Origin of the sequence: Streptomyces sp. R44, assembly GCF_041053105.1 — a bacterium.
Classification (GTDB): Bacteria; Actinomycetota; Actinomycetes; order Streptomycetales; family Streptomycetaceae; genus Streptomyces.
On record NZ_CP163444.1, the window covers coordinates 50292 to 70101 of the forward strand.

Below are 19810 nucleotides of genomic sequence, written 5' to 3' on the forward strand. Positions count from 1 at the left end.
TGTGCTCGGCAGATTCTTGCGTCTGTGCGGGCCAAGGCGGAAATCGGGGCGGCTGGTGTGCCGGGAGGGGCGGACCGGCGCGCTTGGAGGACGCGACTGCCCGCAGGATGGCGGACTGGACGCGGAGTGGGTCGACCGAGGTAGTCGAGGAGGCGCGACATGCGCTGGTTGACCTGGCCTTGGTGACAACAAGCTCGCCTGCACGGCAACTGCCCTGCTTCGGCTCAACACACTGCGCCGAAGCGCGATGGGTGTCACCACCGGCGTCCACTGACGTGGCAGGTTCGGCCGCACAAGCACGACAGTCGCCACCGGATTGGCGCGCTGCCTACCTGGCGTCAAGCACACGCGAAGCAGGGTAGGTGTCACCGGCCCGGTGCCGCATCGGCACCCCTGGGCGGTGCAGTTGTCTCGCCCCGTTCCAAAACGGGCAGGGAGCGCGGGCCGCGCGTCGCGCTGCCCCGGCGAGCAGGTCCGAGGCTAACGTCAAACGCCATGACGGAGCCCATCTTCTACATCGACCGCTCGGACATTCTCGACGGCAGCATCGAGGAGGTCAGGGTCAGGATGCGCGATCTGGCCGCGTTCGCCAGGGAGCGTGAGCCGCAGCTGATCGCCTACCACTTCTACATCGACGAGTCCGAGTCGACGATGAGCGTCATCGCCGTCCATCCCGACACGGCGTCAATAGAGCTCCACCTGGAGATCGGCGGGCCGAAGTTCCGCGGCTTCGGTCCGTTCATCCGGATGAGGTCCATCGACCTGTACGGCAGACCGAGCCCGGCAGTCGTGAACCAGCTCCGTCACAAGGCCCAGATGCTCGGCGGTGCTACCGTCACGGTCCACACCATCCAGGCCGGCTTCAGCCACCTGAACGGCTGAAGACCCAGAGCGATGTTTCCCCCACAGTCTGGCTGGACCAAAGCAATCTCACAGCACTACACGTCTGCTCGCCGTGCGGTACGAGCACAGTGCGGTCCCGACAGCCCGCCCTGCGCGCTCCGCTCGAGGATCCGGCGACAACACACCTGCCTTGGTGACAACAAGCTCGCCCGCGTGCCAGCCACCCTGCTTCGGCTCAATGGGCGGTGTGCTTGAGCGCCTCAGTTGACGGGGCTCGCCTGGTGTGGCGCTCGGGAGGCCGGGGAGCAGGTGCGGTCGCCGGCGTCGCCGAGCGCGAGGGGGGCCTTGGACGTCGTGCCGCCGTGGCTCAGTGACAGTTCGATGCTGCCCTTCGTGTAGTCGGGGAACCATGCCGCATAGAGCGTCCGAGCCCCGCCCGCCACGGTTCCGACCCTGCGCACTTCCAGGGGTGCGCCACCGCAGGTCGCGGAGGTCACCTGCTGGTGGTCGGCGCCGAAGAGACGAACCCAGCCGTCGGTGAAGAGGGTGAAGATCGGTTGAAGGCCTCTGGGGGAGGTGACGGGTGGGTCCAGGGGATTGGTGGCGCAGGACTTCTCCCGGACCATGGTCGCGGTGACTGTGGCCGAGCAAAGCCGTTGGTCGCGGGTCTCCCAGGCGTAGGCGGCGCCGGCCGGCCACACCTCAACCAGCATCAGCCCTTGCGGGCCTGGGGCGTCGGGGCTCCGTGCCACCGACTTCGTGAGGGTGCCGTGGGTCTTGCCGGCCACTTCGTTCAAGGCTGGAGGCGAGGAAGACGGCGCAGCGGTCGAGGCGGAGGCACGGGAGACGGACGGCACCGCAGGACTCCCGTCTCCGCCCGAGCAGCCCGTTGAGGTCGTGACCAGCAGTACCGCCCCGAAGGCAGTACGAAGTCCGTAGCGCATAGTGTTCCTCCCCCGTGCGCGCCCTGAGACCGGGGCGCACGCAGAGGATTGCAGAAGCCTGACCGGACGGCCACTCTGCCTGCCGACTCAAGCACACAGCCCAGCCGAGTCAACGGCACAGTCGCCAGGTGAAGTGCTCAGTCACAGGCGGGGATCCGCAAAGACGCTAGTCCTCTTCAGTAGTCGAGATCCAGGTAATCGATGTCGTTGATTTCTACGTCCGACAGCCCCATAGCGCGGGCGCCGCCGTCCTGGAAATACACTTCCTTGAATCCTTCGGCGATGATTCTGCGCATGTCCTGGTCGCCGGCTCCCGCGTCGCGGGCGTCGAACAGGCGCTGCGCGTACGTCGGGGGGAGGTGCACGGTGAGCCGGCGGAACCTTCCGTCATCGGTCGTGCCGACCGGGGCCGTGTATCCGAAACGGGCGCGGGTCTCCACAGTGATCCCGCCCGTGGCGGCGGCGTGCTTGCGCCGGCGTCCACGGACACGGGGCTGCCAGCGGGCCCGTACCGCCGCGTCGATCCGCGCGGCGATGTCCCCGGGCGGGTGCTTGCGGGCACCGCGGCGGTACCTGTTCACGGAATCGGCGGTGACGCCGATCTCCTGGCCGATCTCCTTCGTGCTCAGGTGTTTGAGCAGGAAGTTGATACGGCCCTGGAGCGTCCTGGGAGGCTCCTTGGTGACGTGCTCTTGGTCGGCCCGCTCCAGGGCATCGTCGATCTGTCCCACGGGGCGTCAGTTCCCTTCCACAGGTGAGGTCTGGACCGTCACGGTCGACGAAGCGGAGTCCGCCTCGCGCAGATCATGCCGGAGCAGCGGCTGGGGGCATGATGCTGAGCTGTGGCTGTGCACGGAGCAGTGTCTCGGTTCCATGCGTGCTTGCCGGGGGTGGCGCGTGTGTTCCCGTTCGGCGGCGCCCGGGGTGCTGGGAGGCATGGCTACTCGCCCTCGTCGAAGACGGCGTCGCCGCCCTTGATGTGGCGGGCGGGGTTGTAGCCCTGTTCCATCAGGTCGACCGCCCATGTCATGGGCTGCGCGCCTTCCAGCTTCGCCCGGCCCGGTGTGGAGCCGAGGCGGAAGGCACCAGGGATCGGCTTGCCCGACTCGGCGTAGGGGAGGAAGTCCAGCGGGCTGGCGCTCACGGCGGGGTAGACGACGCAGTCGGAGAGGACCGCGAGCGGGTACATGCCGGTGAACTTGGCCATGTTGGCAAGCTTGCGGTGCATGTTGACCCTGGTCTTGGAGATGATCGCGTTGCGGATCCAGGGGGCCCAAGTGGGGCGCTGCATGGCCGGCCACTCCTCGCCGTCCTTGTAGCCCGCGCCCTGGGGTCCCTCGAAGAGCTTGCCGATGCCGCCCTTCACCGTTGCCTTGATCGCCGAAAGTACGGCGGCCATCGCCGGGTCGACCTGTTTGTGTACCTCCATCGCCGCGAGAAACTCCGCGTCGGTGAGGTCGGGGGTGACGCCGAGATCGGCCAGGGTCTGGGCGTAGGCGGTCTTGAGCCGGTCGTGCCACGGGTCGAGGTAGGCACCGGTCTCGCGGCGCAGGTAGGCCTCCAGGATCTCGACGTCACAGCCGAGTTCCTGGGCGTAGGCGACGGTGTGTGTCTGGTACCAGGCAGGTCCTGTGGGGCGCTGGCCGGTCGGCGTGAACGGCGACGGCAGACGGGGGTCCAGGTCGATGTGGGAGAGGTCGACGAGCCAGGATCCGGGGACCTTGGGGTAGAACTTCGGGCGCACGAAATGGTCGGGTTCGGACAGGCCGACCATCAGGCGGGCGGTGGAGGCGAGGAAGGCGGTGTTGAGGTCGAGGCCGACCGCGTACGGCAGCGCTGCCTCTTCACCGGTGAGCAGATCGATGTCGCGGACCCACTGGTACGCCTCTTCGTTGACGAAGCCGCCCGTCCAGCCGGACGAGACGACGACCGGGTGTTCGGGGCGGGCCTCTGGAGGCGCCGGCGGCAGCGGCTCGGTTCCGAGGCTTCCGGCGTGGTGGCCACGGGTCCAGTTGCCGGTCTCTTCCTCGCGCACCGGGCGGGTCGGCGGGCGCAGCGCGGTCATCAGCTCCAGGCCGGAGACGGCCGTGGATCCGCGGGGGGTGATGACGCGCTGCGCGTAGATACCGAGGACGCGGGCGATGTCGGCCGGGTGCATCTCCGCCTCGGTGACGCCCGGCCAGGAGCGGGAGTCGAGGGCGTCCCAGGGCAGGATCGCGAGCTGGACACACTGGCGGTCGCGTCCCTTGGCCTTGCGGTAGATGCGCGGCCAGGGGCCGAAGCCGCGCTGCGTGAGCTGCCACTTGGCCTTCAACACCTGTCCGACGACCGGGTGATCGGGGGGCAGGCGCAGGCCGCGACGGTCTTCCAGGCGTTCAGGCAGAGCGAACTTCGCGGCCGCGGCCGCGGTCAGGACGATAAGGGGGTCGGAGTCCGTCCCGTAACGGTGGAGCTTCGGTGCCCCGAGACCGGACTCCCCCAGGGTCCACTCGACCAGGTCCACGATGGTGGTCGCCGGACAGTCCAGCACGACCCCGCCGATGCCGTACGCGACCCCGTCACCGTCCAGGACGGCAAGCGGCCCATTCGGGAAACGGGGATCGAACCCAGCCGCCGCCATCTCCTTCACAGCGAGGCGGGGAGGCTGGGGAGCTGGAGCGGAGACTGGTACGGGGGTAGGGGTGTGGGTGGGCACCGCTGGGGGGTGAGCGGTGCCGGCCGGAGGTGCGGAGTGCGGCCTGTGCGGGGTGGGGGGAACGGGGTGGCGTTGGGCCAGGCCCTCGAGGAGGCGGCGGTAGGCCGGGAGGCGTTCGGGTTTCGGCTCGGCGCGGCCCTCCTCCCACGCTTGAACGCTGGCGATGCGTACGCCGAGGGCCTGGGCCACCGCGGCCTGGGTGAGGCCGGCCGCTTCACGCAGGCGGATTCGTTCCGCTGGGGCCGGCAGGACCTGGCCGGCTTCGACGGCGGCGAGGAGGGCGTCGACGGCGGCAAGGGGGTCGGACGGCTGGTTGCTCATGGGAAAGGGGTGTCTCCTGCCTCGTCTTACCGGATGCCCTGGCGGATCTCTTCGAGGCGGGTCATCAGTCGCTGGTAGCGCTGGGATGCGGCCTGGGACGATTTCATCCCCTGATGGCGGGCGATCTCCCGCCATTCCATCCCGCGGCGGCGGGCTTCGATGACGACCTGCGTCTCCAACCGGTCGAGAGCGGTGCGCATGTTCTCGAACAGTCCCAGGGCCGCGGCGACATCCTCGTCGTCGGGGACTGTGTGCTGCCCTGCCGTGCCGGTGGGGGCCACGTGCGCCAGCAGCCCTTCCAGAAGGGCGACGTCACGCCGCAGGCTCTTGCCGAGAGCGCCTTCGGCCGACGGAGAAGACGCGGCGGTGTCATCAGCAGGAGTGCGGTGCGTGGAAGCGGTTTTCCTGCGGGGGGCGGGTGTCCCTGTGCCGTCGGACATGACACCACCCTATCCCATGACCCAATGAAACAACGTTCTGTTGTTTCATTGGTGGCCGTGTTGCGCCACCCGCCGACACCTCACCAGCACATCGCGGCCGGGGCACAGCCCGGGCCGTGGTCCACGCCGGCACGACGGCGTCCGGGACTCCGTGGCACCGCAGGGCGGGTAGTTCCGGAGAGGGTGTACCGCGCGGCTGTGCCGGCAGGCGTTCGGTACACCCTCGGCTGCTACACGTCGGTGCCCGTCAGGGGGCGCAGGGTGGAGCCGTCGCGGTGCTTCCTGACGTTGAGCTGGCTGGGGATGCGGCGGCTGAGTTCGGGGACGTGGCTGACGATCCCGACGGTGCGGTTGCCTGCCCGGAGCTGGTCGAGGACGTCCATCACGTCCTGGAGGTTCTGTTCGTCGAGGGTGCCGAACCCTTCGTCGATGAAGAGGGTTCCCAGCCGACGTCCGCCGGCTTCCTGTGTGACGACATCGGCCAGGCCGAGAGCGAGCGCGAGGGAAGCGGTGAAGGTTTCGCCTCCGGAGAGGGTGGAGGTCTCACGTTCGGTGCCGGTCCAGGTGTCGAGGACCCGCAGGCCGAGGCCGGCCTTCAGACGGCCGCGGCGGCCGGCCTCCTTTTCGTCGCTGTGGACGAGGAGGTAGCGCTCCGAGGTCATGTTCTGCAGGCGGGTGTTGGCCGCGGCGGCGATCTCCTCCAGGCGTGCGGCCAGGACGTAGGCCTCGAGTTCCATGCTGAGGGTGTTGGCTGTGGAGTTGGCCGAGGCGATGGAGGCCAGGCGGTCGGTGATGCGGTGACTCTGCTGGAGGGGTTCGATGCCGGCGAGGCGGGTCTCGATACCGGCGGCCAGCTCGGTCAGCGCCGTGACGCGCTCCTCGGCGCGGCGCAAGGCGCCTGCGGTGTCCTTGAGACGTGCTTCGGCCTGCTGGAGGGCGCGGGCCGCAGCCGTGGGGTCGGCGGCGGGCTGCAGGCTTGCCTCCACCAGGCCGGGGTCGGTGAGGATGCTGGTGACGATGGCGTCCGCCCTGCCCCACTGTTCGAGGTCCTCGGCCCACTGCTGGAGGAGTGTGGGGGTTCGCAGTGCTCCGGCTGCGTCGTCGCGGCTGGTGAAGCCGGCGTCGTGGGCGGCCTTGTCAGCCGCGGTGAGTGCCTCGTGGTGGCGGGCTTCTGCGTCTTGGGTGGCCTGTGCGGCGGCGATCGCGCGGTCGAGGCGCTCGGCCGTACTGGTGAGATCGGCCAGGCGTTCTCGGAGGCTCAGGTGGCCGGCGCGGGCGTCGTCGAGGGTGCGGGCGAGGTCTGCCTGCTGCTGGGCCAGTGTCCGGCTGCGGGTCTGGCACTCGGTCAGCAGATCCCTTGCTTCCTGGTGCAGTCGGGTGCGGGTGTCGTGTTCGGTGCGCAGGCGGGCGAGTTCGTCTCGTGCGGCGGGCAGGCCGGCGGCGGTGTCGCAGGCTTCCTGATAAGCGGTGCGGGCTTGTTCCAGGGTGGTGGCGAGTTCGGCTGCGGGGGTGGTGCCGGCGGAGCCGAGGGCCATGGCGTGTTCTTCGGCCAGCTCCGCATGCTCGCGGTCCGCTGTCGTGCGGGCTTGTTCGGCCTGCTCGTGCAGGGTGTGGGCCTTGTTCTCGTCCTCTCGTGTGGGCTGGTCGTCCCGGGGGCGGGCGGGGGCCGGGTGTTCGGGAGAGCCGCAGACGGTGCAGGGCATTCCGGGGCTGAGTCGGGCGGCGAGCTCTCCGGCCATGCCCTCCAGGCGGCTCTCCCGCAGGTCGAGCCATTCCTGCTTCGCCTTCAGTGCTTGTGCGGCGCGGAGAGTCTTTTCTTCCGAGGCGGCTGCAAGGCGTGTGGCCAGGCTGTCGCGCTGGAGTGCGGCCCCGTAGCGGGCGGTGGCGTCGCTCACGGTGCGCTCGAGGTGGGCGATGCTGTCCGCCGCCCTGTTCATGTCGCCGACGGCGCCGGCGTGCCGGTCCTCTGCCGCGGGCCATGCGGCGAGCCACTCTCCGGCCTCGTCGAGGTCCGCGTGTGCCTGCTGTTCCTCGGCGGCGAGGCCGTCGAGCTGGATGCCGAGGTGGGTGTGGAGCCGTTCGTCGGGAATCAGACCTTCGATCCGGCCTCGTTCGGCGTGCCTGCGCTCGAGATGCGCGCCCAGGTGGTGCAGGTCTTCCTGCTGGTGTTCCAGGGCGAGCAGGGCCCGGGCCTGCAGTTCGCCGGCGCGGGCTTCCTGCAGTGCTGCAGCGGTGCGGTCCAGGGCGTCGAGCAGGGGCCGCACCGTCTGGGCGCTTCGGCCGCGGTCGAGTTCTTCGCGCAGCCGGGTATGACCGGCGGCGTGTTCGTCGAGTTCGGTACGGCGGGCGTGGGCATCGCGGTGCCTGGTCTGCCGTTCGGCCAGGTCGGTCGCCTTGTCGTGGTTGCGCTTGGCCTCGTCGTGTTCGTCGTCGCTGCGGACGGCGTCGGCCTTTGCCGCGGCCGATGCTTTCTGGGAGAGGGTGAGGAGCTGCTGGGTCCAGGTGAGGATCGCGGCGGGATCGTCGGCGTCGGGGCGGGTGGGAGTCTCGCCGTCCTGCGCGTGGAGGGTGCGTGTCTCCTGGTCGGTCCGTTCGGCCAGCTGCCGGATCTCGGTGAGGGCCTCGTCGAGTTTCTTGCGCGTGTCTTTGCTGCGGGTGGTCAGCCAGGTCTGCAGTTCCTGGAAGCGGCCGGTACCGAAAAGGCGGCGCAGCAGGCCGGCCCGGTCCTTGGCGTCGGAGCGGAGGAACTTGGCGAAGTCGCCCTGGGGCAGGAGGACGACCTGGCAGAACTGTTCCTTGTTCAGACCCAGGGCGGCTTCGATCTCCCGGGCCGCGTCCTGGACGTTGGCGCTGACAGGGTCCCACTGGTCGTGGCCGTCGGTGGTTGTGGTGTGCCGGTGGAGCTGGACGGTGGCCTCGTCGGTGACGAAGCCGCTCTTGGCGCGGGTGCTGGGGCGCTCCTGCTTGGGAGTTCGGGTGATCCTCAGGCGGCGGCCGGCTGCGCTGAAGTCGAGGGTGACGGCGGTGCGGGTGGCTGTGGGGGCGTGGTCGCTGCGCAGGCGGTGGGTGGGGCGGATTCCGGGCACGGTGCCGTAGAGGGCGAAGCAGACGGCGTCCAGGACGCTGGTCTTGCCGGCTCCGGTGTCGCCGCGCAGGAGGAACAGGCCATTGCCGGCCAGGGTGTCGAAGTCGACCGTTTCGGTGCGGGCGAAGGGGCCGAAGGCCTGGACGGTCAGGTGGTGCAGGTGCATCAGTGGGCCTCTCGTGCCGCGGCCTGGATACGGACGCTTTCCAGTCCTTCGCGCAGCAGATCCTGCTCTGCGGCGGTTGCGGGAACGTTGGTCACGTGCTCGACGAAGCCGAGGGCGATGTCGTGGTCGCTGCGGCCGTTGACACGGGTGCCGTAGGACTCGTCGCTCGTGTGGTGGCCGGCGGTGAAGCTGAGCTTGAGAGTGTGGGGGAAGCGTTCCTTGAGGCGTTCCATGGCCATGTGCGGGCGGTCGGGATCGGTGAGGGTGATGTGAAGCCAGGAGCTTTCGTGCTCGGTGTGCCGGGGATCGGTGAGCAGGGCGTCCACGGTTCCGGTGAGCCGGGCAAGGCGCCGGGGCACGGGGCACCGGACCTGCTGTGCGCTCAGGCGGGCCTCACTGTCCAGGTCGATGAGCCACATCGCCTTGGGGTGATCTGCTTCGGAGAAGGAGTAGGCCAGAGGCGATCCGCTGTATCGGACACGATCGGTGATCTTCTGGCAGCGGTGCAGGTGTCCCAGCGCGACGTAGTCGACGCCGTCGAACACCGAGGCGCTGACGGAAGGGACGCCGCCGGCGGTGATGTCGCGTTCGCTCTCACTGGGTTCAGCGCCGGTGACGAAGGCATGGGCAAGGACGACGGACCGTGTGTCGCGACGGGTGGCGAGGTCGGCCCGTACCTGGTCCATCGCCGCGTCGAGGACGGCCTGATGGGTGGGCTTGTCCGCGTCGAAATGGGCCTGGACCAGGCCGGGTTCGAGGTAGGGAAGTCCGTAGAACGCCACCGGCCCGTGCTCGTCGTGCAGCACCGCCGGGCGGGCGCAGTCATCCACCGCGGTGCGGAGGTGGATTCCAGCGCGTTCGATCAGGCGGGCGTTGACCCCCAGCCGGCGCGGCGAGTCATGGTTGCCGCTGATCATCACCAGCGGCACCCGCATGCCGGCGAGTTCTTCCAGGACCTGGTCGAACAGGCCGATCGCATCCAGCGGCGGGATGGCCCGGTCGAACACATCACCCGCCACCGCCACGACATCGACGCGATACTCCCGGACGGTGTCCAGGAGGAACCGGAGGAAATGGTGCTGCTCGTCGATGAGCGGCACACGGTGAAGCTGACGGCCCAGATGCCAGTCGGAGGTATGCAGAATCCTCATGCGCACACACCGTAACCACAAAGGCCAACACTGTGGGCGGATTTCATGACGAATGATCCTTTCGAAGGATCTCCCTCCCGACAGCGACTCACCGACGCCGAGGTGTCACCGGGCAGGCAAGAGAAGGGAAGGGCACAAGAAGAAGGGAGGTTCGCAGGGCCCGGCACGGCCACAACCAGGCGCCCACGCCCGGGTCCCCTCGATACCGGCATGGATCTCTACGCCCGCGCGAGGGCGGTGCCCGGCGGCCGGCCCGCCACCGGCGGCCGGTCCGGAAAGTCCCGCCGTCTACCGCAGGCCAGGGGCTACGGGGTCCCGATGCCGTGCACGCGCACGGCGGGCGTGGGCGGCCCGCCGTCACAGGGGCCGGAAAATCCCGCCCGCCTGCCCGCGGCGCATGGCCCGCGGGCGTCCTGGCGTGGCGATCAGGAGTGCCAGACGTCGCAAGCCAGCCGGGACTTTCCGGGCTCGGTCCAGGACAGCGGGAGAGTGTCGCCGACCGGGCGGGAACCTGTGCGGGGGCCGGGCACGGTGAGCGCCGGGTGGTCGAGCAGCAGGGTGAGCGTCCGCGTCTGAGGCGGGTAGCCGCCGGTCAGGCCGGTGAGGAAGTCGGCAGCCTTGATCCGGCGGGTGGGCTTGGTCGTGGCGTCTTCCAGCACGCCACTGGCAGCGAGCCTTCCCCGCCACCTCCCCGATGCGCTCCACATCCCGCCAGGCAGCCGCGGCGCCGGCCTCGACCCGCCCGGCGGCCACCGTGACGACCCGGCTCAGCAGGTAGCTGACCGGGGGGACATCGCCGTCGGGGAACGTGTCCGTGGCCACGGCCCGGCGAGCCGCCTGATTCCTGGCCGCACGGAAAGCGGGCGGGACTGCGAGCAGGGACCAAAGCAGTCCGACCTCCTAAAGATCACCCATGCGCCAGCTCGAAGTCGCCGAGCATCACAGCCGGAGCGTCGGCAACCAGGCCGCCGACGGCCGGCAGCGCCGGGTCGGGCCGGGAGCGCCCCTGTGGGAGAACACCGCGGGCCGGGGGGGTGACGCGGGTCCCGTCGATCCCTATACTCGTAGACGAGTACTCGGATACGACTATGGAGCTGTAGTGAAGAGGCGCAAGGTTTCCAATCTGCTCGGGCTGGCGGTGCTCTCCTCACTGATGGAGCGGCCGATGCACCCCTACGAGGTGGCCTCGGTGCTGCGGGCCCGTGGGAAGGAGGCCGACATGGAGATCAAGATCGGCTCTCTCTACACCGTGGTGGGGAACCTCGCCCGACACGGCTTCATCGAGGTCGCGGAGTCCGGCCGGGAGGGCGCCCTGCCCGAGCGGACGGTCTACCGGATCACCGACGCGGGCCGCGAGGAGCTGCTGGACTGGGTGCGGGAGCTGATCTCCACCCCGCAGGCGGAGCCACGCCGGTTCAAGGCGGGCCTGTCGGTGTTCGCGGTCGTGGGCCCCGACCAGGCCGCAGCCCTGCTGCGGGAGCGCCTCGCGGCTCTGGAGCAGGGCACCGAGGCGCTGCGCGCAGCCGCGGCCGAGCACGCCGCTTTCGTGCCGCGGCTGTTCCTGGTCGAGGACGAGTACGAGATCGCCATGCGCGAGGCGGAGCAGGCGTGGGTCCGCGCGCTGCTCGAGGAGTTGACGTCCGGATCGTTCCCGGGCCTGGCCGAGTGGCGGGCCTGGGAGACGACCGGTCAGGCCCCGGCCGCGACACCGGGGCCGAAGGACCGGGGGGCGCCCCCGGCGAACTGATCAAAGGGGCCCGGCGCGGTGTTCCCGCACCGACACCGGGCCCTCGAATCCCGAACCGGTCACCTGGACAGGAGAATCCGGCCACGAGATGGCAACGGCAACGATAGCCGGACTCTCCACCCGGGCGGTACACCACGCCCCGGTGCGCAGGCGCGCCCCGGAGGCATCTTCCGTGGGGAGAGATGACAGACATGAACAAGGCGAGCAAGGCACGAACCGCGCTGGTCATCGGCGGCGGGATCGCCGGGCCTGTGACGGCGATGGCGCTGCGCAAGGCCGGCATCGAGGCGACCGTGTACGAGGCCTACCCCAGCCCCACCGAGGGCGTCGGCGGCACCCTGACACTGGCCCCCAACGGCCAGGGAGCACTCGAACTCCTCGGTCTGAAGCAGGAGGTGACGCAGATCGGACTGCCGATCGTGGGCACGGCACTGTCCTTCGGCAGCAAGAACATCACCATCCCGCAGCTCGACGGCGTCGCCCCGCCCCTGCAGGTCGACCGCAACGACCTGCACCGGGTGCTGCACCAGGCCGCCACCGCACAGGGCATCCGCATCGAACACCGCAAGCGCCTGATCGGCGCCGAACAGGACCGGACCGGGGTCACCGCACACTTCGCGGACGGCAGCACCGCCCGCGCGGACCTACTCATCGGCGCCGACGGCGTCCACTCCACCGTGCGCACGCTGATCGACCCCGACGCACCCGGCCCGCAGTACACCGGCGTCCTCGGCTTCGAGGCGTCGGTGGACCACCCCGTCCCCGGGCCGGCCGGCATCACACACTTCGCGTTCGGCCGGCGGGCCTACTACCTCTACTGGCGCGAGGCCGACGGCCGCACCCGGATCGGCTTCAACCTCCCGCACGACACCCCCATTCGCCTGAGCCAGGCCCGTACCATCCCCGCGGCACAGTGGTTGCAGGTCCTGCGCGACACCTACGGCCAGGACAACCCCGGCGGCGCTCTGGTCCGCGCGATCGACCCGGAGCAGCTCCAGGTCAACGGCTCGGTGTGGATCATGCCGAGCGTGCCGCGCTGGCACAGCGGCCGGATGGTGCTGGCCGGCGACGCCGTACACGCCCCGTCCAACAGCTCCGGCCAGGGAGCCTCACTGGCAGCCGAGAGCGCCATCGAGCTGGCCCGGGCCCTTCGCGACCTGCCCCTCGAACAGGCACTGCCCGCCTACGAGCAGGCCCGCCGCCCCCGCGTCGAACACATCGCCGCGCAAGCCAGGAAAGTCAACCGGGTCAAAGCCCCCGGACCCGTCGCAGCCGCCGTCATGCCAGTCATGATGCGGGTACTCGTGAAGGTCGCCATGAACCCCGAACGCAACTTCGGCCCCACCTGGCGCCACCACATCGACTGGGATCAGCCAGTCGCCCCGACCGCCGCCAGCCGCTGAACCCGCCGGGCGTGCGGGAGGCCCAACCACCCCACCCGCACGCCCACCACCCACCACCCACGACCCACAGCCCAGACAAGCCGAACCAGGACCGCAACCCGCAACCCGCAACACCATGGCGCCCACCACCGGGACCCGGCAGCACAGACAGACCACCCCCAAGGCGAAAGAAGCGCGGGGAACAGTCCCTGCCGTTGCACATCACACCGCCGCGGCCGGAACCATCCCCACGCGGACGGCAAGCAGACCCTGGTGGTGGTCGTCGTACAGCTGACGGGGCCATCCCTGCGCAAGCGGGAAACTCTATCGATGCGTCAGCGGGCAGCGAGCAGCCCCATCAGCCGCTGCATCGTTGCTTCGTCGATCCGGGTCACCGTGTACAGCAGGCTGCTGTCCGGCATCGCGACGCCAATGTGGACGCCGCACGGGGTGCGGACTGCGCTGTCAGGACCGCCGACGAGGAACACGGCCTCGGACGTGCAGGGGGCCGGCGGCTTGTTGGTCGTCGTGATCTGCTCGGAACAGGCCGGTACCGCGATGGTCATGCAGTGGCACTCCTTACTGAAGGTGTACGCCCGCTGCGATGGTACGCGCCACGGGCCCAAAGCAACGGCGACCTCGTTCGCAGCCGATCGCAATGGGCGCGTATGGCTTCGGCAATGCCGCGACCACCCCGACCCCCCGCTGAATGGGTTGCGTCGGACGCGCAGTTGGCAGCCGTCCAGGTCGCGGTAATCCGTCAGTGGCTGTGATCCGGATGCGGGCCGCCCTGGAAGGGGACACAGGCGGGCGCATGATTGGGCCAACGCCCGCTGACGACCCACTGCCGGCACTTGCGAGGCGGCCATCGGCGCGGCCCGGCTTGTTGCACCACAGGAGGCTCCTGCAAGCTCTGGTCTGCCACTACGGAGCCACGGCGGACTCCTTCTGTCGACTGCTGTCGCTTGCCTCGGGGTGGCCCGGCCACCAGAAGCGCGGCCCCGTGATGATCACAAGGGCGGGGACAAGAACGGTGCGTACGAGGAGGGTGTCGAGGAGAACACCAATGCCGACGATGACGCCGATCTGGGTGAGTGTGATCAGTGGGAGGACTCCGAGTACGGCGAAGACAGCTGCGAGCAGGATGCCGGCGCTGGTGATGACGCCGCCGGTGGAAGCGAGCGCGCGCAGCACTGCTCGCCGGGTGTCGTGGCCGGCAATGGTGTCTTCGCGGGTACGCGCGATGAGGAAGATGTTGTAGTCGACGCCGAGCGCTACCAGGAAGAGAAAGGAAAGCAGGGGAACGTTGGTGGCGAGCGCAGGGAAGTCGTAGACCGTTCGGAACAGCACCCAACTGGCTCCCAGCGCTGCGAAGTAGGAGGCGATCACGGTGGCGACGAGGAGCAGTGGCGCAACGATCGCTCGAAGCAGCGCGACCAGGACCACGAAGACGATGAGGAGGACGAGGGGGACGACAGTGCGGGTGTCATGAGCGTTCGCCTGGGCAGTGTCGTATTCCTCTGCTGTCGCTCCGCCGACGAGTGCGTGTGCAGAAGGTACGGATGCGACTGTTTCGCGCAGCCGCTCAATGGTCTTGTCCGACGCGTTCGTCCCGGGTGCGGCTTCGAGCACGACGTCGGCTTGTGCGTACCGGCCGGTGGCGGGCCTCGGGTTGACGCCGGCTACACCAGGCACCATTCGTGCTGCCGCGACGACGTCGTCGGCGGTTGCGGATGCGGAGACGAGGGTGAGCGGGTCGGCGGAGCCGGCGGGCTGAACGGATGCCAGGGTCTTCTGGCCGAGCACTGCCTCCGGAGTCGTGCGGAAGGAGTCTTCTTGTGGAAGACCGGTGTGCAGACCGAGTGCTCCAGAGGCCAGGAGGAGCAGGATTGCGGTTGCCGTAATGGCGACCTTGGCAGGGCGCTTGGCCACGGACTGTCCGATGCGGGCCCACAGGCCGCGGCGGTCGGCGGCTACAGGCTCTCCGGCCTTGGGAACGAGGGGCCAGAACAGCCATCTGCCAGGGAGTACGAGCGCTGCGGGCAGAACCACGAGACCGAACAGCATCGCGGTGGCGATGCCGACCGCTCCGGCGAAGCCGAGGCCGCGGTTGCCGGTGAGTTCCGCTGCGAGGAGTGTGAGCAGGCTGAGGACCACCGTGGTGCCGCTGGCCAGTACAGCTGGTGCGGTGCCGCGCCAGGCGCGCGCCATGGCGGTGAATCGATTTCCGCTGAGATGGAGTTCATCTCGGTAGCGGGAGACGAGCAGGAGGGCGTAGTCGGTGCCTGCACCGAAGACGAGGACGGAGAGGATGCCTGCGGTGGAGGCATCGACCTCTACGCCTGCATAGGGGGCGAGGACGCCGACCATGATGCCGGCCATCCGATCGCCTGCACCGACGACGATGAGCGGGATGAGCCACAGGATCGGGCTTCTGTAGGTGATCAGGAGCAGGACTGCGACGACCGAGGCTGTGGCGATGAGGAGGTTGGTGTCGGCCCCCTCGAAGACTTTGGTGATGTCGGCTCGGACCGCGGGTCCGCCGGTGACCTGGGCTTGGAGAGGGGCGGCAAGGTCTTGGGAGGCGGTCCGGCGGATCTGGTCGATCTTCGTGGTGTTCTGGCTGTCACCCGAGTCGGTGGGCAGAAGTACCGACACGGTGGTGACTCTTCTGTCGACGAGTTGCGGGCTTGCCGCCTGTGGCGCGAGGCCGAGGGATCCAAGCGGCCTGGAGCGCTCGGCGATGGCAGCTTGCTGGGCGCTGGTGAGGGGACTTCCATCAGTGTTGCTGTAGACGACGATCGCCGGAGCGACCGCACCTGTGGGGAAGGCCTTCACGATCTCGGCCACTTTGGCCGACTGCGAGGCTGCGGGCAGCGAGGTTCCGGTGGCCTCGGTGGTGGTGGCATCGGAGGGACCGAGCGCGAAAGCGGCGGTCAGGCCCACGAGTGTGAGGAGGAGTACGAGCCACGCAGTGGTTCGAGGTCTCTTGGGGCCCTTGGAGGAGACGGTGGAGACGGGTCGCCGGGAACGGTCGACTGAGGTTCGAGACACGGGAAGACACCCTCAGATAGTTAAGCAGCTTAGCTATTTTTACCGTGTCAGACTTAGCCCCATGGCGCAACATCCATCTCCAGGAGCCGACGAACCGGACCGGCGCACAGCCGAGCAGCCGGCCCCGACACAGAGCGCACCGGTCGGCGATGAACTCTCGAAGGCGCTTCGGGATGTCTTGACGCTCACACAGTTGGCTCGAGGGGTGCTGGCCGAGCGCCTCAGGATGCCCCTGACGAACGTGGAAGCGGTGGAGCACGTCATCATGGCGCGAGCCGTCGACGACCCCATCGGGCCGGCGGAACTGTCCAGACGTCTGGGAGTCACCAGTGCCGCAGGCACCCAGTCCGTCAACCGCCTGGTTTCGGAAGGGCACCTCGCCCGACACCCCAACCCGCATGACCGGCGCAGGCAGGTCTTGGACGTGACTGAAAGCGGCTTCCACCACGTCATGGGCGAACTCGCCCCCCTTCTGGGCCTTCTCTACCAAGCGGGGCGGGAACTGGATGAGGCCGATCGCGCTGGGGCTCTGCGCTACCTCCAGAACGTGAGCGCGGCGTATCGCGCCTACCTGGCATCCGACACGGAGGACTGACGTTTTGGGTGGGGGCCGACCGTCTGCCGGTCCCAGCCTCCACAGGATGGCCTCTCGGAACGCCGACCTGGTCGGCTTCTGACGTCACAGCTCAGCCTTGCCGCAGGATCCACAGTCACTCCCTTGGGCGCTCACGGCCCAGAATGGCTCCGAAAGCCGAGCGGATCCAATTGCAGCGATTGCGCATCGCTTGCCTTTCATTCCTGGCTTCGGCCTCCACTGTGCGCCATGGCCAGCCCATCACCCATGGCCGACCGGGTCGGGTGGCCATCAGCGGCTCGACCCGGCATGGCATGCCATCAGTGATCAAACGGGGCGGGCGCATCCCAAGCGGTTCTGGAGAGGGAAGAACAGCGGGAGGAGGTTGTTGCTATGAGTGGTACAGCTGACGCCGGAGGCGGACGGCCGAAAGAGCGGGCCGAGGGCTATCCGCGCCCTCCTCGGGTCGTTCCGGACGGGCGTCGCGTCACGGTGATACATGGAGGCGTGGTCATCGTCGATTCACGCCGCTCCCTCAGGGTTCTCGAGACGCATCACCCGCCTACGTTCTACATCCCTCCCACGGACGTGCGGATCGACTTGCTGTCTCTCTCCCCTCACGCAACCTTCTGTGAGTGGAAGGGGGTGGCCACCTACTGGAACTTGACCGGAAGCAATCTGCTGGTACCGAACGTGGCCTGGAGCTACGAGGATCCGTCCCCCGGCTATGCGGAACTGACCGGGCACATCGCGTTCTACCCAGGACGCGTCAATGAGTGCACTGTCGGGGGTGAACTTGTACGGCCACAGCCGGGGAGCTTCTACGGCGGGTGGATCACCTCCGAAATCGAAGGGCCCTTCAAGGGTGACACCATGAATACAACCCACTGAGTACCGGCTCCTCGCCTGTGGCCCCGTCTGGATGGCTCGACTCTGCGCGAAGGAGGACTCAATGGCTGGGGGAAAAGTGCTTGTCGTGGGGGCAACCGGCGCGGTGGGAGGCCTGGCATCAGAAATACTTGCCCACCGCGGCGCCTCTGTGGCCCTGGCAGGCCGCGACGCGTCACGCCTCACAGAGCGCTCAATCCCGCTGGGCGGGTGCCCTTGTCTCCCCTTCGACGCCTATGACCTGGAAGGCTGCGCGGCGTTGGCACCGCGGGCGGCTCAAGCCCTCGGCGGCTTGGACGCCCTGATCATCGCCATAGGTGTCGCCGGATTCGGTAGGGCGGAGGAGGTCACGAATGCGGCGGCAGAGCACCTTCTGGCGGTCAACGCGCTCGCTCCCATGGCGGTGGCGCGAGGAGCCTTGGGAGTCATGGCCGCAGGAAGCACCATCGCAGTGGTAACGGGCGCCATAGTTGAGAAGCCGATGCGAGGCATGGCCGATTACACAGCGTCCAAAGCCGCGTTGGCAGCATGGCTGGGGGTGGTGCGACGGGAACAGAGGACGCGCGGCATAGCGGTCGTGGACGTACGCATGCCTCACCTCGACACAGGATTCGCTGACCGCGCTGTGATCGGCAAAGCCCCGAGGCTACCTACGGGGCTCGATGCGTACGCAGCGGTGGAGGAGCTCGTGGTCCAACCGATCCTTGCCGGCGCCGCATAGGACCATCTGAACTGGTGAAGGAGGCCGAAGGGCTGCTCGACGACATGGCGGAGCTTGCCCAGTGCCTCGATGTCCGAGGCACCCTACGGGAGATAACCGAAAAGGATCGGGCGTTCGGGCAGTTCGCGGCGGCTGGTCTCGGAGTCGTAGCCCCGCGGGCAAACGGTCCCACCCGGCATCGGACCTACATACCTGCTGAGGCCGACGAGGTGACTCAGGTCTCGAGAAGTCTTGGGAGGGTGTGCTCCACATCGTCCGCGAGACGCTCCAGGTCCCTGCGCAGGAAGGGGGCTGCCAGGCGTGTGAGTCCTTTGAAACGGAACTGGGCACGGTAGACAAGTTCTGTTTCCGTTTCCGAGATCGCTCTGAGGGTGAGGTCGTCGCTTGCCTGGACGGTACGGTTCTCTCCGACGAAGACGAGGTGCGCAGCGTCCCGAACGCTCAGCTGATAGGCAAGGGTTGTCGTGCGCCCGCGGAAAAGGGAGACGCAAGTCCAGGAGGATCCGGGCCGGATAGGCCCGTGGTCGAGGCGGCGGCAGGACACTGTTGCAGGGTCCCAGTGCTCGGTGTTGGTGAAGTCCTCCAGGTAGGCCGCGGCCTCCGTGATCGGACGGCTGATGCTGATGGTGCGCTGCACGCTGATCACTGAACGGTCCCTTCGCTATTGCTGTATACACGTGATTCCTTTCTTTCAGTGACTTGGATGCGCCTCGGGCGTAAGCCTTGCTGTGCATGTCGGGTGGGTTTGGCCGCCTCGACTCCGGAGGGCATCGTTTGTGCGTCGTAGAGTGGATGTATGTCCGAGTCGACTCACGGAATCACTACTGGTGCTGTTGCCCGGCACCTCGGCGTTTCTCCGACGACGGTCCGTTCCTGGGAACAGCGTTACGGAATCGGTCCTGCGGTCCGCGCCAGCGGGAGGCATCGGAGGTGGATGCCTCAAGACGTGGCTCTGCTGGAGGAGATGTGTCGTCTGACGGCGACGGGGGTGCCTCCGGGTGAGGCTGCGCGGGTGGTGCTGGGACGGGAACCTGACGGGTTTCCCGGTGAAAAGATGCCTCTGACGGCGCCGGAGCCGGAAGACGTGTCGCCTGGAGGGGGAAGTCGGCCGGGCTCTGGCACCGGGCTGCCTCTGGGAGATGTACGGCAGGAGTGCCGTGGCCTGGCGCGTGCGGCTGTTCGACTCGACGCCGCTTCGATGGAAGATCTCCTGCAGCGGATCATTCAGGACTACGGGTTGGTGGCGGCGTGGGAAGAGGTCATGGTGCCGACTCTGCATGCCGTGGGGCGTAAGTGGGAGTCGTCGGACGATCGTTATGTCGAGGTGGAGCACTTGCTGTCGTGGCAGGTTTCTACTGCCCTGCGGCGGGTGGCGGTCACCAAAGTCTCGGCTGCACGGCTGCCTCCTGTAGTACTGGCGTGTGCGCCGGCGGAGTCTCACACTCTGCCGCTGGAGGCTCTTGCTGCGGGGCTGGCTGAACGAGGTTTTCCGATCAGGATGTTCGGCGGTGCGGTTCCTGCCGAAGCCCTTGACGCCGCGGTGCGTAGATCAGGTCCGGCTGTGGTGGTGCTGTGGTCCCAGGCGCGCTCCACCGCTAGTCATGCACTGGCGCGGCATGTGGCCGGTACCTCGTTTGGGCTCAGAGGCGCCCGAACGACACCACTTGTTCTCTTGGCAGGCCCTGGGTGGGCCGGCCCTCCACCTGGCGAGGGCCTTCTGCGGCCTGGTGGACTGCGCGAAGCACTCGAAGTGATCTCCACTGTGTACGGGGATGCCGTGCACGCGGTTGAGGCATGAG

17 protein-coding genes are annotated in these 19810 nt (G+C 68.4%); 7 read left to right on the forward strand and 10 right to left on the reverse strand.

Annotated features, from left to right (window positions below; translation table 11 throughout):
- Nucleotides 1-495: 495 nt before the first annotated feature.
- Nucleotides 496-882, forward strand: coding sequence for a hypothetical protein (locus tag AB5J54_RS00275; protein WP_369141819.1), 387 nt, complete (start codon nt 496-498; stop codon nt 880-882).
- A gap of 221 nt (nt 883-1103) precedes the next feature.
- Here AB5J54_RS00275 and AB5J54_RS00280 read toward each other — a convergent pair whose 3' ends face one another.
- The 7 genes from AB5J54_RS00280 to AB5J54_RS00310 form a co-directional block, all read right to left on the reverse strand.
- Nucleotides 1104-1640 carry a hypothetical protein gene (locus AB5J54_RS00280; RefSeq protein ID WP_369141820.1) on the reverse strand — a complete coding sequence of 179 codons (537 nt, stop codon included), beginning with the start codon at nt 1638-1640 and terminating at the stop codon, nt 1104-1106.
- A gap of 323 nt (nt 1641-1963) precedes the next feature.
- The gene (locus AB5J54_RS00285; RefSeq protein WP_369141821.1) at nt 1964-2518 is read right to left on the reverse strand and encodes an XRE family transcriptional regulator; all 555 of its coding nucleotides are present in this window, start codon (nt 2516-2518) and stop codon (nt 1964-1966) included.
- Between the two features lie 209 nt (nt 2519-2727).
- On the reverse strand, nt 2728-4803 hold the full coding sequence (locus tag AB5J54_RS00290) for a helix-turn-helix domain-containing protein (protein ID WP_369141822.1): 2076 nt from the start codon (nt 4801-4803) through the stop codon (nt 2728-2730).
- Between the two features lie 26 nt (nt 4804-4829).
- Entirely contained in the window at nt 4830-5243 is a 414-nt protein-coding gene (locus AB5J54_RS00295; RefSeq protein ID WP_369141823.1) for a hypothetical protein, read from the reverse strand.
- Between the two features lie 230 nt (nt 5244-5473).
- Nucleotides 5474-8494: an AAA family ATPase gene (locus AB5J54_RS00300; RefSeq protein WP_369141824.1), complete on the reverse strand. Its 3021-nt coding sequence runs from the start codon at nt 8492-8494 to the stop codon at nt 5474-5476.
- On the reverse strand, nt 8494-9645 hold the full coding sequence (locus AB5J54_RS00305) for an exonuclease SbcCD subunit D (RefSeq protein WP_369141825.1): 1152 nt from the start codon (nt 9643-9645) through the stop codon (nt 8494-8496). Before AB5J54_RS00305 ends, AB5J54_RS00300 begins: the two co-directional genes overlap by 1 nt.
- A gap of 425 nt (nt 9646-10070) precedes the next feature.
- Complete coding sequence (locus tag AB5J54_RS00310; protein WP_369141826.1) at nt 10071-10304, reverse strand: hypothetical protein; 234 nt, start codon at nt 10302-10304, stop codon at nt 10071-10073.
- Between the two features lie 440 nt (nt 10305-10744).
- Here AB5J54_RS00310 and AB5J54_RS00315 point away from each other — a divergent pair, with 440 nt between their 5' ends.
- Complete coding sequence (locus AB5J54_RS00315) at nt 10745-11392, forward strand: PadR family transcriptional regulator (protein ID WP_369141827.1); 648 nt, start codon at nt 10745-10747, stop codon at nt 11390-11392.
- Nucleotides 11393-11574: 182 nt separating this feature from the next.
- Nucleotides 11575-12795: an FAD-dependent oxidoreductase gene (locus AB5J54_RS00320; protein ID WP_369141828.1), complete on the forward strand. Its 1221-nt coding sequence runs from the start codon at nt 11575-11577 to the stop codon at nt 12793-12795.
- A 314-nt stretch (nt 12796-13109) separates the two neighbouring features.
- On the opposite strand, the gene AB5J54_RS00325 is transcribed toward AB5J54_RS00320, so the two are convergent.
- Together AB5J54_RS00325 and AB5J54_RS00330 are read right to left on the reverse strand one after the other, a co-directional pair.
- Complete coding sequence (locus AB5J54_RS00325; RefSeq protein WP_369141829.1) at nt 13110-13340, reverse strand: hypothetical protein; 231 nt, start codon at nt 13338-13340, stop codon at nt 13110-13112.
- Nucleotides 13341-13698: 358 nt separating this feature from the next.
- Nucleotides 13699-15720, reverse strand: coding sequence for an MMPL family transporter (locus AB5J54_RS00330; protein ID WP_369141830.1), 2022 nt, complete (start codon nt 15718-15720; stop codon nt 13699-13701).
- 169 nt (nt 15721-15889) lie between these two features.
- On the opposite strand from AB5J54_RS00330, the gene AB5J54_RS00335 reads away from it, so the two are divergent.
- The 3 genes from AB5J54_RS00335 (at nt 15890) to AB5J54_RS00345 (ending at nt 18011) form a co-directional block, all read left to right on the forward strand.
- A complete protein-coding gene (locus AB5J54_RS00335; RefSeq protein WP_369141831.1) occupies nt 15890-16423 on the forward strand; it encodes a MarR family winged helix-turn-helix transcriptional regulator in 534 nt (177 codons plus the stop codon).
- Between the two features lie 372 nt (nt 16424-16795).
- Nucleotides 16796-17293 carry a DUF427 domain-containing protein gene (locus tag AB5J54_RS00340; RefSeq protein WP_369141832.1) on the forward strand — a complete coding sequence of 166 codons (498 nt, stop codon included), beginning with the start codon at nt 16796-16798 and terminating at the stop codon, nt 17291-17293.
- Nucleotides 17294-17354: 61 nt separating this feature from the next.
- Nucleotides 17355-18011: an SDR family NAD(P)-dependent oxidoreductase gene (locus AB5J54_RS00345; protein ID WP_369141833.1), complete on the forward strand. Its 657-nt coding sequence runs from the start codon at nt 17355-17357 to the stop codon at nt 18009-18011.
- A gap of 214 nt (nt 18012-18225) precedes the next feature.
- Here AB5J54_RS00345 and AB5J54_RS00350 read toward each other — a convergent pair whose 3' ends face one another.
- Entirely contained in the window at nt 18226-18657 is a 432-nt protein-coding gene (locus AB5J54_RS00350; protein ID WP_369141834.1) for an SRPBCC family protein, read from the reverse strand.
- Between the two features lie 150 nt (nt 18658-18807).
- On the opposite strand from AB5J54_RS00350, the gene AB5J54_RS00355 reads away from it, so the two are divergent.
- Nucleotides 18808-19809, forward strand: a complete 1002-nt coding sequence (locus AB5J54_RS00355; protein WP_369141835.1) for a MerR family transcriptional regulator — start codon at nt 18808-18810, stop codon at nt 19807-19809.
- The last annotated feature ends 1 nt before the right edge of the window (nt 19810 follow it).

What these genes read in the sequence shown, in the direction of transcription:
- AB5J54_RS00340 (WP_369141832.1), top strand. Translation starts at nt 16,796, where the DNA reads ATGAGTGGTACAGCTGACGCCGGAGGCGGACGGCCGAAAGAGCGGGCC.
- AB5J54_RS00305 (WP_369141825.1), bottom strand. Translation starts at nt 9,645, where the DNA reads ATGAGGATTCTGCATACCTCCGACTGGCATCTGGGCCGTCAGCTTCAC.
- AB5J54_RS00345 (WP_369141833.1), top strand. Translation starts at nt 17,355, where the DNA reads ATGGCTGGGGGAAAAGTGCTTGTCGTGGGGGCAACCGGCGCGGTGGGA.
- AB5J54_RS00300 (WP_369141824.1), bottom strand. Translation starts at nt 8,494, where the DNA reads ATGCACCTGCACCACCTGACCGTCCAGGCCTTCGGCCCCTTCGCCCGC.
- AB5J54_RS00320 (WP_369141828.1), top strand. Translation starts at nt 11,575, where the DNA reads ATGACAGACATGAACAAGGCGAGCAAGGCACGAACCGCGCTGGTCATC.
- AB5J54_RS00335 (WP_369141831.1), top strand. Translation starts at nt 15,890, where the DNA reads ATGGCGCAACATCCATCTCCAGGAGCCGACGAACCGGACCGGCGCACA.
- AB5J54_RS00295 (WP_369141823.1), bottom strand. Translation starts at nt 5,243, where the DNA reads ATGTCCGACGGCACAGGGACACCCGCCCCCCGCAGGAAAACCGCTTCC.
- AB5J54_RS00290 (WP_369141822.1), bottom strand. Translation starts at nt 4,803, where the DNA reads ATGAGCAACCAGCCGTCCGACCCCCTTGCCGCCGTCGACGCCCTCCTC.
- AB5J54_RS00325 (WP_369141829.1), bottom strand. Translation starts at nt 13,340, where the DNA reads ATGACCATCGCGGTACCGGCCTGTTCCGAGCAGATCACGACGACCAAC.
- AB5J54_RS00275 (WP_369141819.1), top strand. Translation starts at nt 496, where the DNA reads ATGACGGAGCCCATCTTCTACATCGACCGCTCGGACATTCTCGACGGC.
- AB5J54_RS00355 (WP_369141835.1), top strand. Translation starts at nt 18,808, where the DNA reads ATGTCCGAGTCGACTCACGGAATCACTACTGGTGCTGTTGCCCGGCAC.